The sequence below is a fragment of the Mitsuaria sp. BK041 genome, assembly GCF_014193085.1.
In the GTDB taxonomy this organism is placed as follows: Bacteria; Pseudomonadota; Gammaproteobacteria; order Burkholderiales; family Burkholderiaceae_C; genus Roseateles.
Genome location: NZ_JACHYT010000001.1, coordinates 1,623,787 through 1,639,185, shown reverse-complemented (window position 1 = coordinate 1,639,185; position 15,399 = coordinate 1,623,787). Strand labels below are relative to the sequence as shown.

Sequence of the window (15,399 nt, the reverse complement as noted above, 5' to 3'; positions counted from 1 at the left end):
TTCAGCAGTTCAGGGAGATTTCCGTCCCGTTGACCGACACGCCACTGGCGTCGACCTTGATGACGGAGCCGCCGGCGCTGATCGTGATGCTGCCGGCGTCGATGACGACGGTCGACGAGCCCACGCCCAGGGTCAGCGCGCTGGCCGAGGTGTAGCTGCCCGCGCCGGTCGCATGCAGGGCCATGGTCTCGGTGGCGCCCTGCGTCAGCGGGCCGCTCGCCTGGACCGCGAGCGGGCCGGTGACGGCCTGGCTGTAGCCGCCGGTGACGGACTGCGTGTAGCCGCCGGTCACGGTCAGGCGCTTGCCCGCGCTCACCGTCTTTTCCTCGCCCGCGGTGACCGTCTCGACGAACTGGCCGTTGACGGTGTTCTCGCGCTTGCCATTGACGGTGTTGGTGACATCGCCATGCACGGTGCGCGCGGTCACGCCGGTGATCGTCTGCGTGTAGCCGCCCGCGGTGACCGTCATCTCATGCCCGGCGTTCACCGTCTCGGCCAGCTTGCCCACCACGCTCATCGTGCGGTCGGCATTGACGGTCAGGGTGTCGTTGACCGACACGGTCGTCGTGCGGTTGTTGTTGACCGTGTTGGTCTGGTCGTGCAGCACCGTCGTGGACATGTCGTACTGCGCATGCAGGGTCATCTGCTCCTGTCCGGCGGTGTCGTTCATCGACAGCTCGTTGTAGCCGGCGCCCTTGTGCGTCCTGGACTTGATGCCGCTGACCACCGCGCCCTCGGGCAGGGTGTAGGGCGGCATCTGCTCGGCGTTGTAGAGGCGGCCGACGATGAGCGGCTGGTCCGGGTCGCCCTCGAGGAAGTCGACGACGACCTCCTGCCCGATGCGCGGGATGGAGACGCCGCCCCAGCCCTTGCCGGCCCAGGGCTGCGACACGCGGATCCAGCACGAGCTGCGCTCGTCGCGGCGGCCGCGCCGGTCCCAGTGGAACTGCACCTTCACCCGGCCATAGGCATCGGTGTGGATCTCCTCGCCGCCCGGCCCGGTCACGGTGGCGGTCTGCGGCCCCGGCACGATCGGCTTGGGCGTGCGGCGCGCCGGCCGGAACTGCTGCGCCGCCGGGATCGCGGCGAACTCGCAGCGCAGGTCGGTTTCGCCACTGCCCGATTCGCTCGCTGCCTGCCGGACGATCAGGCGGGTCGACGTGATCAGGTACTGGCCGTTCTGGTCATCGCGCGGATGCCGCGTCATCGCCAGCAGCCGGCCGACGCACACGCCCTGCGCATTGGTGCTGCCCGCGAGCAGGCTGAAGGCGCTGTGCAGTTCGTCCAGGCGGTCTTCCGCGTACTGCGCGCCGTCGGCGGACTGCAGGTAGCCGCCCGGGAAGTCGAAGATCTCGCCGTCGGCCAGGTCGTGCGCATGGGCCCGCGACTGCTCGGTCAGCAGCGAGGTCGAGGGCCGCTCGAAGTCGTAGTCGGTGAGGACGACCTTGCCGGGCTGCATGCGCTGCTCGCTGGTCCAGCGGCCGATGTGCTCCAGCAGCGGCGGCGCCTGCTCCACGTTGCCGTAGAACGGCAGCGACTCGCACCCCGGCGCGCTGTCGTGCGCGCTGGCCGCGTCGCAGAGCACCAGCTTGTGGCCGCGCTCGTCGTGCTCGACGTGCCAGTAGATGCCTTCGTGCTCCAGCAGCCGCGCGACGAAGTTGAAGTCCGTCTCGCGGTACTGCACGCAATAGGTCCAGGGGCGGTACGGCCGCATCAGCTTGAACTCGAAGCGCGCCGCCGCATGGTCCTGGAACACCGCGGCCACGATGTCGGGCACGCTCATGTCCTGGAAGATGCGGCAGTCCGCGGTGCGCGTGAGCAGCCACGGCCAGGGCCTGAGCGTCATTTCGTAGACGGCGTGGCGGCCCTCGAAGCCGCCCTGCGCGAAGCGCGCGACATGCCCGCTCAGCCGGCGTGGCGCCGCATCGCGCAGCGCGATGACGACGGCCACCGGCTTGCCGAGCAGGTCGCCGGCGGCGATGTCCAGCCGCTCGCTGAGCAGGCGGAGCTGGATCTCGCCGAGCTCGCTCAAGGCCTCGGTGGCGTGGCACTCGTGCACGCGGAAGGTGCCGTCGGGCAAGGGGGATTCAAGCCGGAGGGAAGCGGTCATGTCGCGCGGTGCTCGGTGGGGCCTGCATTAGAGGCAGCGGCCCCCGAGGGGGTAAAGCGACGAAAGTCACCAGCGGCCGGCACGCCAGCGCAACGGCACCGCCAAGGGGTGACCTTCCGCATGGGCGCGCCGCGGCGCCCGCGGACCTTCCACGCGTTGCGACGCGTTGCGATTCTTTCCGTCGTTTGCACCGCATACTCGCCACCGTCCGCCGCTTCCAAGCCCCTCGATGCTGTTGTCCGCGCTGCGCCAGTTCCTGACCTTGCTGCTGTCCCTGCTTCTCGCCGCCGCGCTGCTGGCCGCCTGGGGCCTGTTGATCGAACCCCGCTGGGTGGCCGCCCGGGAAGTCCAGGTTGCGGTGCCCGATTGGCAAGGCCCTCCGGGGCTGAAAGTCGCCGTCGCCTCGGACTGGCACATCGCTCACGAGTTCCGCCACGTCATGACGATGGCGCGCGCCCAGGCGGTGGTCGACGCGATCAATGCCGCGGCGCCGGACGTCGTGCTGCTGCCCGGCGACTTCATCCACGGCCGCGGCGAGGACGGCACCACGCCGGAGCAGATCGCCGCGATCCTTGGACGGCTACGCGCCCGGCATGGCGTGTACGCGGTGCTCGGCAACCACGACTGGTGGACCGACGGCCCGCGCTTCACGCGCGCGCTGCGCGCCGTCGGCATCCGGGTGCTGCTCAACGAGGCCGTGCCGCTGCCGGGCACGGCGGTGTGGGTGGTGGGTGTCGGCGACCGCATGTCCGGACACAGCGACCCGCGTCGCGCCGTGCGCGGCCTGCCGCGCGGCGCGCAGGCCCTGGTCCTGATGCACGACCCGGCCAGCGCGCTGGACCTGCCGCCCCTCCCCGGGCTCACCGTGGCGGCTCACACGCACGGGGGTCAGGTGCGCGTGCCGTTCTACGGCTCCGTCGTCGCGCCCCACGGGTGGCCGAAGGACAAGACGCGGGGCTGGGTCGACGTCGGCCGGCAGCCGGTCTACATCACCAGCGGCCTGGGCGTGAGCATCTACCCGATCCGGATCAACGTGCGGCCGGAGTGGGTGATGTTCACGATGGGCTCGACCGGCGCGAAGGCGCGTTGACGCGTCACGCGTCGACGAGCCGCTATGCCACCCACAGCGCGCGGGCGGCCGGCGCCGGCGCTGATGCCGACGCGCCGCGCGGGGGCCCGCCCGCCGGCCCTGCGGCCACGCCGAAATGGAGACGGCCCTTGCCGGCGCGCTTGGCGGCATACATCGCCTCGTCCGCGCCGCGCATCACCGCCGCCGTGTCGCAGGTGCCGAGCGCCAGCACGATGCCGATACTGGCGCTGATGGTCACCCGGTGTCCGCCGCCGATCGCGATCGGCCGCTCGATCTCCGCCAGGCAACGCTGCAGCACCGCGCGCGCGCCGGCCGCGTCGCCGCTGGCGGGCAGCACGATCGCGAACTCGTCGCCGCCCAGGCGGGCCACGATGTCGTTGGCGCGCAGCGTCTGCTGCAGCCGCTCGGCCACCTGCCGGAGCACCTCGTCGCCGGCCTCGTGCCCATGGCGGTCGTTGACCGGCTTGAAGCCGTCCAGGTCGAGGTAGCAGACCGCCAGTCCCCGGTCCGCCCGCAGCGCGGCGGCCTGGGCGTCCACGAGCTTCTCCTCGAAGAGCCGCCGGTTCGGCAGCCCGGTCAGCGCATCGCGGAAGGCCATGCCGTAGGCCTTCTCCTCGCTCTGCTTGAGCGCGTCGATGTCGACCAGCATCCACAGGCTCTCGTCCTCGGAGACCAGGCTGCCGCTCAGGTCGATCCACAGCGGCGTGCCGTCCTTGCGGCGCATCTGCACCTGCGTGCGGAAGCGGCCGCCGGCCCGCAGCGCCGCGTAGCCGACCCGGCCGATGTGGTCGAAAGTGGCCTCGTCCAGGTAGAGCTCGCGCATCGACTGGCCGCGCAGCTCGCCCGGCGCATAGCCCAGGATCCGGCCCAGCGCCCGGTTGTCCCAGAGCACCACGCGATCCCTCAGCCGCGCCATGCCGATCAGGTCGTTCTCGAGCATCAGCGCCTGCTCGCGGGCGGTGCGGTCGGCGGCCAGCCGGCCGTCATGCTCGCGCTTCTGGCCGCGGTAGAGCAGCACCGAGATGCCGCCGATCAGACCCACCATCAGCGCGACCAGCCCGGCGAGTTCCGCGCATTGCCGGTACCAGGCGCCGAGGTACTCCCCGGTGCTCAGGCCGGCGTACATCGTGAACGCGTAGCCCGGCACGCGGCGGTAGGCGGTGATGCGCTCGACGCGATCCAGCGCGGTGGGCGTCACGTACCAGCCGCGGTCGGGACTGCGCTTGAGGTTGGCGCGCAGGGCGTCGGAGACGATGGCCTCGCCCAGGCCCTTGACCGAGCCGGGCTCGGACACGGAGTGGCGCGCGACCAGCAGGAAGCTGTCGTTCGTGCGCATCGCCATCGCGCCCGAGCGGCCGAGTTCCATGCCGGAGAAAAGCTGGGCGAAGTGGGCCGAGGTCAGCTCGGTCAGCACGATGCCGTCGAACTGGCCGTCCGCGTTGATCAGGCGACGGGCGGCCACGATGCACCACTCGCCGGTGACGCGGCAGCGCAGCGGCTCGGACACGACGGTGGCGTCCCGGGCGCGCGCCCGATCGAAGTAGTTGCGGTCGCCCAGGCGGATCGGCGTCGCGGACGGCGCCTCGTCGTGGACCAGCACCTCGCCCGTCGCATCCGCCACCCGTAGGGCGCTGACGTGCCTGAGCAGCTCGCGCTGCTCGTCGAGCATCTGCGCCAGGACGCGGGTCCGGTCGGCGGCGTGCGCCGTCTTCGCATAACGCTCGGCCATCGTGGCCAGCGCGTTGTCGATCAAGCGCAGCTCGGCGGCGACCTCGCCGCTCATGCTCGCGGCCAGGTTCTCCGCGGTCCGCTGCGCCGCACTTTCGTCGCCTTCCCGGGCATTGCGCAAGCTCAGCCAGGCGGCCGCGCTCAGGGTCAGCGCCAACGCCAGGTTGCCCGCCACCAGCCAGCGGCGCAGCCGGGCCGGGGAAGTCGTTCCAATCGTGCGTCGATCGAGCATGGGGGTCCTTTGGGGCGGAGCCCCGGGCATGGCGATCCAGGCCGGCGGGTCCGTATCGCCGTTGTACGGGCGCCTCGATCGGTGCGCCATCCAGCACCGGATGAACCTCGTGTAGGGCGATCCACGACGGGCGTTACCCTTTCGCCTCCGTTCGCTGTCCATTTCCGCCCTCTCCCTCCCCCGCTTCCGCCCCTGTCCCGTCCCGAGCGCCGGCGGCCACGGAGCACCAGGAGAAAACTCACGATGCACATTCCCACCCTCGAATCGGAACGCCTGGTCCTGTCGCCCCCGGACCGCCGCTGCGAGGACGCCTACCGGCGCTTCTATGCCGATGCCGACGCGTCGGGCGCCTACGGCGGCCCGCTGGCGCCGGCGGCCATCTGGTCGCGGCTGGCCTTCGACATCGGCGTCTGGACGCTGCAGGGCTTCGGCGTGTGGGCGATCCGCCGCCGCGACGAGGACGCGGTGCTCGGCATGTGCGGTTTCTGGCAGGGGCAGGGATGGCCGGTCGAGCTCACCTGGTGGCTGCTGCCCGAGGCGCGTGGACAAGGACTCGCGCTGGAGGCTTCCCGGCTGGTCGTCGCCCACGCCCATCGCGTCTGGCAGTGGCCTTCGGTGCAGACCTACATGCGCGACGACAACCACGCCGCCCGCGCCCTGGTGGCCCGTCTGGGCGGACGCCTGGTCGAGCGACGCGCCTTCCCCGATGGCGAGAGGCGCGATCTCTTCGAGATCCCTCCCGCCGCCTGAACGCGAGCCCTGCCCCTCGCCGAACGGCACCGCACGCCGAGGCCGGGCGCCCCTCGGGCGCGTGATAGCCTCGCGCCCCATGTCCCAAGACCCCACTGTCGACGCAGCGTCCCCGACGGACGCCGCCGGCGACACCGAGCTCCCCGGCAGCACGCGCGCCCGCGCCTCGATGGCCGAGGTCCTGCTGCTGGCCAGCGTCTTCGTCATCGCCGCCTGCGGGCTGGTCTACGAGCTCGCCGCCGGCGCGCTCGCCAGCTACCTGCTCGGCGACTCGGTGCTGCAGTTCTCAACCATCATCGGCGCCTACCTCTTCGCGATGGGCCTGGGCTCCTGGCTGTCGCGCTACATCGACCGCCAGCTGGTCGCGCACTTCCTGCGCCTGGAGCTGCTGGTGGGCGTCATCGGCGGCCTGATGCCGGCGGCGCTGTTCACGGTGCACAGCCTGCTGCCGCCCTCGCAGGCGCTGGCCTTCCGCGTGCTGCTCTACGGCCTGGTGCTGCTGGTGGGCACGCTGGTCGGGCTGGAGATCCCGCTGGTCATGCGCATCCTCAAGCGCCACTTCCGCCAGCGCTACGCGCTCAAGGAACTGGTCTCGCAGGTGCTCACCTTCGACTACCTCGGCGCGCTGCTGGTGGCCGTCGCCTTCCCGCTGCTGCTGGTACCGCAGCTGGGCCTGGTGCGCACCGGCCTGTTCTTCGGGCTGCTCAACGTCGCCGTGGCGGTGTGGGCGCTGTGGCTGTTCCGCGCCGAGCTGCGCGCCTGGCGCTCCCATGCGCTGACCTGCGCCGTGGCCATCGCGCTGCTGGCCGCCGCGATGGCCGGCGCCGACCGCCTCAGCACCTGGGCCGAAGACCGCTTCTACGGCGAGCAGATCGTGTTCAAGGAAAGCAGCAGCTACCAGCGCATCGTCGTGACGCAGGGCGCCGGCGGCACGCGGCTGTTCCTCAACGGCAACCTGCAGTTCCACTCGCGCGACGAGTACCGCTATCACGAGGCCCTGGTCCATCCCGCGATGGCCGCGCAGGGCGCGCCCCGCCGCGTGCTGGTGCTGGGCGGCGGCGACGGCATGGCGGTGCGCGAGATCCTGCGCTACCCGAGCGTCGAGCACGTCACGCTGGTCGAGCTGGACCCGCACATGACCACGCTGTTCTCGACGATGCCGCTGCTGCGCCAGCTCAACCAGGATGCGCTGCGCAGCCCCAAGCTGGAGATCGTCAACGCCGACGCCTTCGGCTGGCTCGAGGCCTCGCAGGCGAGCTTCGACGTCATCGTCATCGACTTCCCCGACCCCAGCAACTTCGCGCTGGGCAAGCTGTACACGGCCAGCTTCTACCGGCTGGTGGACCAGCACCTCGCGGCCTCCGGCTATGCGGTGATCCAGGCGACCTCGCCGCTGGTGGCGCCGCGCGCCTACTGGACCGTGGTGACCACGGTGGAGTCGGTGGGCCTGACGGCGACGCCGTACCACGCGCATGTGCCGAGCTTCGGCGAATGGGGCTATGTGCTGGCGAGCCGCCGGCCGTGGTCCATGCCCCGGCAACTGCCGCCGGGCCTGCGCTTCCTGAGCCTGGAGAGCCTGCCCGCGCTGATGAGCTTCCCGCCGGACATGGCGCGCCCCTCGGGCCTGGAGGTGAACCGGCTGTCCAACCAGGTGCTGGTCCACGAGTTCGAACGCGAATGGGGCAAGCTGCATTGAAGCGGCGCGACCTGCTCGTGCGCGCGACGGCGGCCGCGCTGCTGCCGATGCTGTCCGCCTGCGGGCGCGATGCGCGCCCCGTCGCCGATCGCCTGGCCGAGCGGCTGGCCGGGCTGCCCGGCGGCTGGACCGGCGCGAACTGGGAGCGCGGTCATCGGCTGCGCGGCGCCCTGCCCGACTGGTCGACCGCCACCGCGCCGCCCCGGCGCGCGCAGGTGCTGGTGCTGGGCGCCGGCATCGCCGGCCTGGCCTGCGCGCGGCGGCTGCGACTGCGCGGCGTTGACGTCGCGCTGCTCGACGTGGAGGACGTCCCCGGCGGCAACAGCCGCGGCCACCGCATCGGCGCCGGAGCGGCGCTCGGCGAGGGCCTGCGCTGCCCGCTCGGCGCGCACTACCTGCCCACGCCCGGGCCCGAGGCCGTCGAGGTGCGGGCGCTGCTGGAGGACCTGGGCCTCGCGCGCGAGGAACACGGCCGCTGGGTCTATGAGGAGCGCTGGCTGTGCCACAGCCCGCAGGAGCGGCTGTGGTGGCGGGACCAATGGGTCGACGGCCTGCTGCCCCCCGCGGAGTCGCCCGAGGTGCAGGCGCAGTACCGCCGCTTCGGCGAGCTGGTCGAGCAGGCGCGGCGCGAGGTCGGCTTCGCGATGCCCAGCACGCATCACGCCTGGACCGCGGCGCACCAGTCGCTGGATGCCAGGACCTTCGCCACGTGGCTCGACGAACACCAGCTGACCGCGGCGCCGCTGCGCTGGTACCTCGACTACTGCTGCCGCGACGACTACGGCGCGGACGCCACGCAGGTGTCGGCCTGGGCCGGCCTGCATTACTTCGGCAGCCGCCATGGCTTCATGAGCGGCGAGGAGCGCGAGGCCGTGCTGACCTGGCCGCAAGGCAACGGCTGGTTGTCGGAGCGCCTGGCCGCGCCGCTGGCCGAGGCCTTCCACGGCGGCCGGACGGCGCTGCGCGTGCGCGAGGAACGGCATGGCGTGCAGGTGCTGGCCTGGAACGAGGCGGCGCGACGCGCGGAGCGGTGGGAGGCCGACCAGGTCGTGATGGCGATGCCGCTGTTCATCGCCGCGCGGCTGGTGGAGCAGCCGCCGGCCGTGCTGACCGAGGCCGCGCGCGGCATGCGCTACGCGCCGTGGCTGGTCGCCAACCTGCTGCTCGACGCGCCGCCGCTGGAGCGGCTGGGCGCGCCGCTGTCCTGGGACAACGTCGCTTATGGCGGCGAGGCGCTGGGCTACGTCAATGCCGGCCAGCAGGACCTGGATCCCAGCCGCGGACCGCTGGTGCTGACCGCCTACCGCGCGCTGCGCGAGTCGCAGCGCCGCGACCTGCTGCAGGGCGACTGGCGCGCCTGGGCCGGTCGCGTGCTGGCGGATCTCGCGCCGCTGCACCCCGACCTGCCGGAACGGCTGCAGCGCATCGAGCTGATGCGTTATGGCCACGCGATGAGCATCCCGCATCCGGGCCTGCGCGGCTCACCCGCGCTGGCCGCGCTGCGCGAGCGGGCGCAGGGCCGGCTGCAGTTCGCGCATGCGGACCTCGCCGGCTACTCCGTGTTCGAAGAGGCGTTCACGCAGGGCGAGGCGGTGGCGGCGCGGATCCAGGCCGGGGCGTCGCGCTGAGCGCGGATCATCCGCCCGTCACCGGCGGGAAGAACGCGACCTCCGACCCGTCCTTCACCGGCGTGTCCTCGGACAGGATCTGCTGGTTCAACGCGCAGCGGATCGCCCGCCCGCGCGCCAGCGCCTCGGCATGCGCCGCGTCGCTCGCGATCAGCGCATCGCGGATCGAGCCCAGCGTCGCGCCGGCGTGATGCGCGATGCGCTCGTCGGTCCCCAGGGCCTCGCGCAGCGAAGCGAAGTAGCGCACGGTGATCGTCATCTCGGTCAGCTTGTCGAAGGAAATCGCGGTCCGGCCGCAGCAGCGCGGTTGGTCAGAACAGCTCGTTGAACGGCAGGAAGCGCAGCAGCTGTCCGGGCTCGACGGTGCTGCCCGGCGGCAGGTCGATCAGACCGTCGGCCCAGGCGGCCGAACTCATCACGCCGGAGCTCTGGTTGCCGAACAACTGCAACCCGCCCGCGTCGCTGAGCTTCGCGCGCAGGAACTCGCGGCGCTTGTCGGCCTTGGTCCAGGTGAACTCGGCCGGCAGCAGGAAACCGCGCGGCGTCAGCTGCGTCGCGCCCTGCAGGCGCAGGAGCACCGGCCGCACGAACAGCAGGAAGGTCACGAAGCTCGACACCGGATTGCCGGGCAGGCCCATGAACCAGGTACGGCCGCCCTGGCTGGTCACCTCGCCGAAGGCCAGCGGCTTGCCCGGCTTGATCGCGATCTGCCAGAGGTCCAGCCGGCCTTCGCGCTCCAGCGCGGGCTTGAGGTGGTCTTCCTCGCCGACGGAGACGCCGCCCGAGCTGAGGATCAGGTCCGCATCCTTCGCCGCGTCGCGCAGCGCGGCGCGCGTGGCGTCCAGCGTGTCGGGCACGATGCCCAGGTCCCGAACCTCGCAGCCCATCGCCAGCAGCAGCGCATGCAGCGTCGTGCGGTTGGAGTTGTAGATCTGGCCGGGGCCGAGCGGCTCGCCGGGCAGCACCAGCTCGTCGCCGGTGGAGAACAGCGCGACGCGCGGCCGGGACGCCACCGTCAGCGCCGCCGCGCCGGCGGTCGCGGCCAGGCCCAGCGAGGCGGCATTGAGCCGCATGCCGGCGCCCAGCACCGGCTGGCCGAGGCGCAGGTCCTCGCCACGGCGGCGGATGTGCAGGCCCGCGACGAGTGGCGCGTTGATACGCACCCGGCCGAGGCCGGCGCCGCTCTCGGGCAAGGCCTCGCACATCTCCTGCATCAGCACCGCGTCGGCGCCTTCCGGCACTGTCGCGCCGGTGAAGATCCGCGCCGCCGTGCCGGGCTGCAGCGGTGACGGCACCGAGCCCGCCGCCACGCGCTGCGACACCGGCAGCACCGCGCCTTCGCCGCCGAGCGCGGCCACGTCGGCCGCGCGCATCGCGTAGCCGTCCATCGCGCTGTTGTCGTACGGCGGCACGTCCAGCGGCGACACCAGGTCCTGCGCCAGCACGCGCCCGCGCGCCAGCGGCGTAGCCACCGATTCGGTCCGCCCCAGCGGCGTCACCTGCGACAGCAGACGCTGCAGCGCGTCCTCCATCGGCAGCATCGGCGCGCGCTGCGCCACGGCGCCAGCGGTCGGAGCGGGCTTGGCGTCAGACATGGTCGACGATGAACTGCTTGACCTGGTCGACGGAGACCGGCAGCACGGTCACGCGCTTGGGGCGCGACTCCAGGTCGTCCAGCGCGGCGGGCCGCGGCGGCACCAGGCCCAGCGCTTCCTCGATGGTCGCGGCGAACTTGGCCGGCAGCGCCGTCTCCAGCACCAGCATCGGCACGCCGGTCTGGCGCTTGTCGAGCGCCACCTTCAGGCCGTCGGCGGTGTGCGTGTCGATGATCACGCCGTACTGCGCATGGCATTGGCGGATCGTCGCGACGCGGTCTTCATGGGTGCTGCGGCCCGAGACGAAGCCGTAGCGCTCGCCGATGCGCGCGCGCTCCTCGGCGGTGATCTCGAAGCAGCCCTTGGCCGCCAGCTCCTCGCCGAACAGGCGGTTCACGCGCGCCGCGTCGCGATCCAGCAGGTCGAACACGAAGCGCTCGAAGTTGCTGGCCTTGGAGATGTCCATCGACGGGCTGGAGGTCTCCAGCGTGTGCTCGGCGCCGCGCGGACGGTAGACGCCGGTGCGGAAGAACTCGTCGAGCACGTCGTTCTCGTTGGTCGCGACGACCAGTTGCTCGACCGGCAGGCCCATCATGCGCGCCACGTGGCCCGCGCAGACGTTGCCGAAGTTGCCCGAGGGCACGGTGAAGCTGACCCGCTCCGCGTCGGTCTTCGTCGCCTGGAAGTAGGCCGCGAAGTAGTAGACGACCTGCGCCAGCAGCCGCGCCCAGTTGATCGAGTTGACCGTGCCGATGCGATGGCCGCGCTTGAACGCGAGGTCGTTCGAGACCGCCTTGACGATGTCCTGGCAGTCGTCGAACACGCCCTGCACGGCGATGTTGTGGATGTTGGGTTCCTGCAGGCTGAACATCTGCGCCTGCTGGAACGGGCTCATGCGGCCGTGCGGACTGAGCATGAAGACCTGGATGCCGGCCTTGCCGCGCATCGCGTACTCCGCGGCGCTGCCGGTGTCGCCCGAGGTCGCGCCCAGGATGTTCAGCGTCTCGCCGCGGCGGCCCAGTTCGTACTCGAACAGCTGGCCCAGCAGCTGCATCGCCATGTCCTTGAAGGCCAGCGTCGGCCCGTTGGACAGCGCGACCAGCGCCAGCCCCGGCGCCAGCGGCTTGAGCGGCGTGATCTGCGGCGTGCCGAAGACGGCCTCGGTGTAGGTGCGATGCACGATCGCCTTCAGGTCCGCGGCCGGGATGTCGTCGATGTAGAGCGACAGGATCTCGAAGGCCAGGTCGGCATACGACAGCCCGCGCCAGCGCGCGAGCGTCGCGGCGTCGATCCGCGGATAGGCGGTGGGCAGGTACAGCCCGCCATCGGGCGCGAGGCCTTCCAGCAGGATGTCGCAGAAGTGGCGCTCGGTCTTGTCGCCGCGGGTGCTCAGGTACTTCACGCCAGCTCTTCCTTGCGCAGCTTCACGATCGGCGCGAGCACCGTCTCCAGCGCCTGCATCTTCGCCAGCGCCTCGCTCATGCGGCCTTCCTGCGTGTCGTGCGTCAGGATGATCAGGTCGGTCTGGCTCTCGCCTTCGGCCGATTCGCGCTGCAGCACCGCATCGATGCTGATCTCGTGCTCGGCCAGGATGGTCGTGATGCGCGACAGCACGCCCGCCTGGTCCGCCACGCGCAGGCGCAGGTAGAACGCGGTCTGCACCTGCTCCATCGGCAGGATCGGCGTGTCGTTCATCGCGTCCGGCTGGAAGGCCAGGTGCGGCACGCGGTGGTCCGGATCGGCCGTGGCCAGGCGGGTGATGTCGACCAGGTCGGCGATCACCGCCGAGGCGGTCGGCTCCGCGCCCGCGCCCTTGCCGTAGTACAGCGTGGTGCCGACCGCATCGGCCTGCACCAGCACCGCGTTCATCGCGCCCTCGACGTTGGCGATCAGGCGGTTCGCCGGGATCAGCGTCGGATGCACGCGCAGCTCGATGCCACGGTCGCGGCGGCGCGCGATGCCCAGCAGCTTGATGCGGTAGCCCAGCTGCTCGGCGTACTTGATGTCGGTCGCCTGCAGCGCGGTGATGCCTTCGACATGGGCCTGCTCGAACTGCACCGGAATGCCGAACGCGATCGCGCTCATGATCGTGGCCTTGTGCGCGGCATCGACGCCCTCGATGTCGAAGGTCGGATCGGCCTCGGCATAGCCCAGGCGCTGCGCCTCCTTCAGCACCGTCGCGAAGTCCAGGCCCTTGGAGCGCATCTCCGACAGGATGAAGTTGGTCGTGCCGTTGATGATCCCGGCGATCCACTCGATGCGGTTGGCGGTCAGGCCCTCGCGCAGCGCCTTGATGATGGGAATGCCGCCGGCCACCGCGGCCTCGAAGGCGACCATCACGCCCTGCTCCCGCGCGGCGGCGAAGATCTCGCTGCCATGCACCGCCAGCAGCGCCTTGTTGGCCGTCACCACGTGCTTGCCGGCCTTGATCGCATCCATCACCAGCGTGCGCGCGATGCCGTAGCCGCCGATCAGCTCGACGACGATGTCGATCTCCGGATTCGCGATCACTTCACGCGCATCCGCCACCACGGTGCAGGCGTCGCCGACGATGCTCCTGGCGCGCTCGACGTCCAGGTCGGCCACCATCGCGATCTCGATGCCGCGACCCGCGCGGCCGCGGATCTCTTCCTGGTTGCGGCGCAGCACCTGGAACGTGCCGCCGCCGACGGTACCAATGCCCAGCAGGCCAACTTTGATCGGGTTCATCGTCATGTGTCTTTCAGGAGGTCGAGGGGTCAGCGGCCGTGGCGTTTGCGATAGGTGCCCAGGAAGCGCTCGATGCGGCCGACGGCTTCACGCAGGTCGTCGGTGTTGGGCAGGAACACGAGCCGGAAATGATCGGGAGACTTCCAGTTGAAGCCCGTCCCCTGGACGATCAGCACCTTCTCCTCGGCCAGCAGCTCGTAGGCGAACTGCTGGTCGTCCTCGATCGGATAGATCTTGGGGTCGAGGCGGGGGAACATGTAGAGCGCGGCCTTGGGCTTGACGACGCTCACGCCCGGGATCTGCGTCAGCAGCTCGTAGGCGAGGTCGCGCTGGCGCGCCAGGCGGCCGCCCGGCGCCACCAGGTCCTTGATCGACTGGTAGCCGCCCAGCGCGGTCTGGATCGCGAGCTGGCCCGGCGTGTTGGCGCACAGCCGCATCGAGGCCAGCATGTTCAGGCCGGTGATGTAGTCCAGCGCATGGCGCTTGTCGCCGGAGACCACCATCCAGCCGGCGCGGTAGCCGCAGCTGCGGTAGTTCTTGGACAGCCCGTTGAAGGTCAGCGTCAGCACGTCGTCCGACAGCGACGCGATGCTGGTGTGCACGTTGCCGTCGTACAGCGTCTTGTCGTAGATCTCGTCGGCCAGGATGATCAACTGGTGCTGGCGCGCGATCTCGACGATCTCGCGCAGCAGGGGCTCCGGATAGAGCGCGCCGGTCGGGTTGTTCGGATTGATCACGACGATCGCCTTCGTGCGCGGCGTGATCTTGGACTTGATGTCGGCGATGTCGGGGAACCAGTCGCTGGATTCGTCGCAGACGTAATGCACCGGATTGCCGCCCGAGAGCGCGACCGCCGCCGTGTACAGCGGGTAGTCGGGCGCCGGCAGCAGCACCTCGTCGCCGTTGTCCAGCATCGCGTTGAGCGCCATCACGATCAGCTCGGACGCGCCGTTGCCCAGGTACACGTCGTCGACCGCGACGCCGCGAATCCCCTTTTCCTGGCAGTAATGGACCACCGCCTTGCGCGGCGCGAACAGGCCCTTGGAATCCGTGTAGCCGGCCGCGTCGGGCAGGTTGCGGATCATGTCCTGGACAATTTCGTCCGGCGGCATCAGGCCGAAGGCGGCGATATTGCCAATGTTCAGCTTGATGATCTTCTGGCCCTCTTCCTCCATCTGCCGGGCCTTGTCCAGCACGGGTCCGCGGATGTCATAACAGACATTGGCCAATTTGCTGGACTTGGTGACGGTTCTCAAGATGGCTCCTGGAATACACAGGGGAAAATCGGGACCGTCGATTTAAACACAGGGTTATCGCGGGTAATCGCACGGCCGCGCGGCGCCACCCTCCGTCGCTGCCAGAATCAGCCTCAATGAAATTTCAACCCGACCAGCCGCTGGGCGGCAACATGATCTCCAAGCACGACCTGCACCACGTGTGGGTCAATGGTGTCGAGCAGGCGCACAGCGTGCTCGTCCCTTGGCAAGGGCAGCCCGAGGACTGGGACGTCACCCGCTTCGAGGACCTGACCGAAGCGCACTTCGAGCGCATCCTCAAACGCAAGCCCGAGCTGGTGATCTTCGGCAGCGGATCGAAGATCCGCTTCGCGCGGCCGGCGCTGTATCGCGCGCTGATCGACGCCCGCATCGGCATGGAGACCATGGACATCGGCGCCGCCTGCCGCACCTACAACGTGCTGGCGAGCGAAGGCCGCGCCGTGTTGGCCGCGCTGCTCATCGAGCCTTGAGCGCGTGCCGGCCGCGACCGGCCGCGGCTCCCCATCCGACCTCCCTCTCTCTGGGAGCGCATTGGCTCGTCCAGGTCAGCCGGGGAGAGAGACGACCCTTTCAACGTATAATCG

General features: G+C 70.7%; 12 protein-coding genes. 5 read left to right on the top strand and 7 right to left on the bottom strand.

Going from position 1 to position 15,399, the window contains the following annotated elements:
* Position 1: 1 nt before the first annotated feature.
* Positions 2 to 2,110: a type VI secretion system Vgr family protein gene (locus FHT38_RS07165; RefSeq protein ID WP_183490949.1), complete on the bottom strand. Its 2,109-nt coding sequence runs from the start codon at positions 2,108 to 2,110 to the stop codon at positions 2 to 4.
* A 229-nt stretch (positions 2,111 to 2,339) separates the two neighbouring features.
* Here FHT38_RS07165 and FHT38_RS07160 point away from each other — a divergent pair, with 229 nt between their 5' ends.
* Positions 2,340 to 3,200 carry a metallophosphoesterase gene (locus FHT38_RS07160; protein WP_183490947.1) on the top strand — a complete coding sequence of 287 codons (861 nt, stop codon included), beginning with the start codon at positions 2,340 to 2,342 and terminating at the stop codon, positions 3,198 to 3,200.
* A 22-nt stretch (positions 3,201 to 3,222) separates the two neighbouring features.
* Here FHT38_RS07160 and FHT38_RS07155 read toward each other — a convergent pair whose 3' ends face one another.
* On the bottom strand, positions 3,223 to 5,160 hold the full coding sequence (locus tag FHT38_RS07155) for a diguanylate cyclase domain-containing protein (RefSeq protein ID WP_183490945.1): 1,938 nt from the start codon (positions 5,158 to 5,160) through the stop codon (positions 3,223 to 3,225).
* A 243-nt stretch (positions 5,161 to 5,403) separates the two neighbouring features.
* Here FHT38_RS07155 and FHT38_RS07150 point away from each other — a divergent pair, with 243 nt between their 5' ends.
* The 3 genes from FHT38_RS07150 to FHT38_RS07140 all read left to right on the top strand — a co-directional run bounded on the left by FHT38_RS07150 (position 5,404) and on the right by FHT38_RS07140 (position 9,234).
* Entirely contained in the window at positions 5,404 to 5,910 is a 507-nt protein-coding gene (locus FHT38_RS07150; protein ID WP_183490943.1) for a GNAT family N-acetyltransferase, read from the top strand.
* 169 nt (positions 5,911 to 6,079) lie between these two features.
* Positions 6,080 to 7,606 (top strand): polyamine aminopropyltransferase, encoded by a 1,527-nt coding sequence (locus FHT38_RS07145; protein ID WP_255488755.1) that lies wholly within the window; start codon positions 6,080 to 6,082, stop codon positions 7,604 to 7,606.
* Positions 7,588 to 9,234, top strand: a complete 1,647-nt coding sequence (locus FHT38_RS07140) for an FAD-dependent oxidoreductase (RefSeq protein ID WP_183490939.1) — start codon at positions 7,588 to 7,590, stop codon at positions 9,232 to 9,234. Before FHT38_RS07145 ends, FHT38_RS07140 begins: the two co-directional genes overlap by 19 nt.
* Positions 9,235 to 9,241: 7 nt before the next feature.
* Here FHT38_RS07140 and moaD read toward each other — a convergent pair whose 3' ends face one another.
* From moaD to FHT38_RS07115, 5 genes are read right to left on the bottom strand one after another with little or no spacing between them, the layout of a single operon-like run.
* Complete coding sequence (gene moaD / locus FHT38_RS07135) at positions 9,242 to 9,493, bottom strand: molybdopterin converting factor subunit 1 (protein ID WP_183490937.1); 252 nt, start codon at positions 9,491 to 9,493, stop codon at positions 9,242 to 9,244.
* 52 nt (positions 9,494 to 9,545) lie between these two features.
* Positions 9,546 to 10,829, bottom strand: a complete 1,284-nt coding sequence (glp, locus tag FHT38_RS07130; RefSeq protein ID WP_255488624.1) for a gephyrin-like molybdotransferase Glp — start codon at positions 10,827 to 10,829, stop codon at positions 9,546 to 9,548.
* Positions 10,822 to 12,231 (bottom strand): threonine synthase, encoded by a 1,410-nt coding sequence (thrC, locus tag FHT38_RS07125; RefSeq protein WP_183490935.1) that lies wholly within the window; start codon positions 12,229 to 12,231, stop codon positions 10,822 to 10,824. The genes glp and thrC overlap by 8 nt, the downstream gene beginning before the upstream one ends.
* Positions 12,228 to 13,538, bottom strand: a complete 1,311-nt coding sequence (locus tag FHT38_RS07120) for a homoserine dehydrogenase (protein WP_183490934.1) — start codon at positions 13,536 to 13,538, stop codon at positions 12,228 to 12,230. The genes thrC and FHT38_RS07120 overlap by 4 nt, the downstream gene beginning before the upstream one ends.
* A 29-nt stretch (positions 13,539 to 13,567) precedes the next feature.
* Positions 13,568 to 14,794, bottom strand: a complete 1,227-nt coding sequence (locus FHT38_RS07115) for a pyridoxal phosphate-dependent aminotransferase (protein WP_147242076.1) — start codon at positions 14,792 to 14,794, stop codon at positions 13,568 to 13,570.
* Positions 14,795 to 14,910: 116 nt separating this feature from the next.
* Here FHT38_RS07115 and FHT38_RS07110 point away from each other — a divergent pair, with 116 nt between their 5' ends.
* On the top strand, positions 14,911 to 15,285 hold the full coding sequence (locus FHT38_RS07110; protein WP_091723934.1) for an Mth938-like domain-containing protein: 375 nt from the start codon (positions 14,911 to 14,913) through the stop codon (positions 15,283 to 15,285).
* Positions 15,286 to 15,399 lie beyond the last annotated feature (114 nt).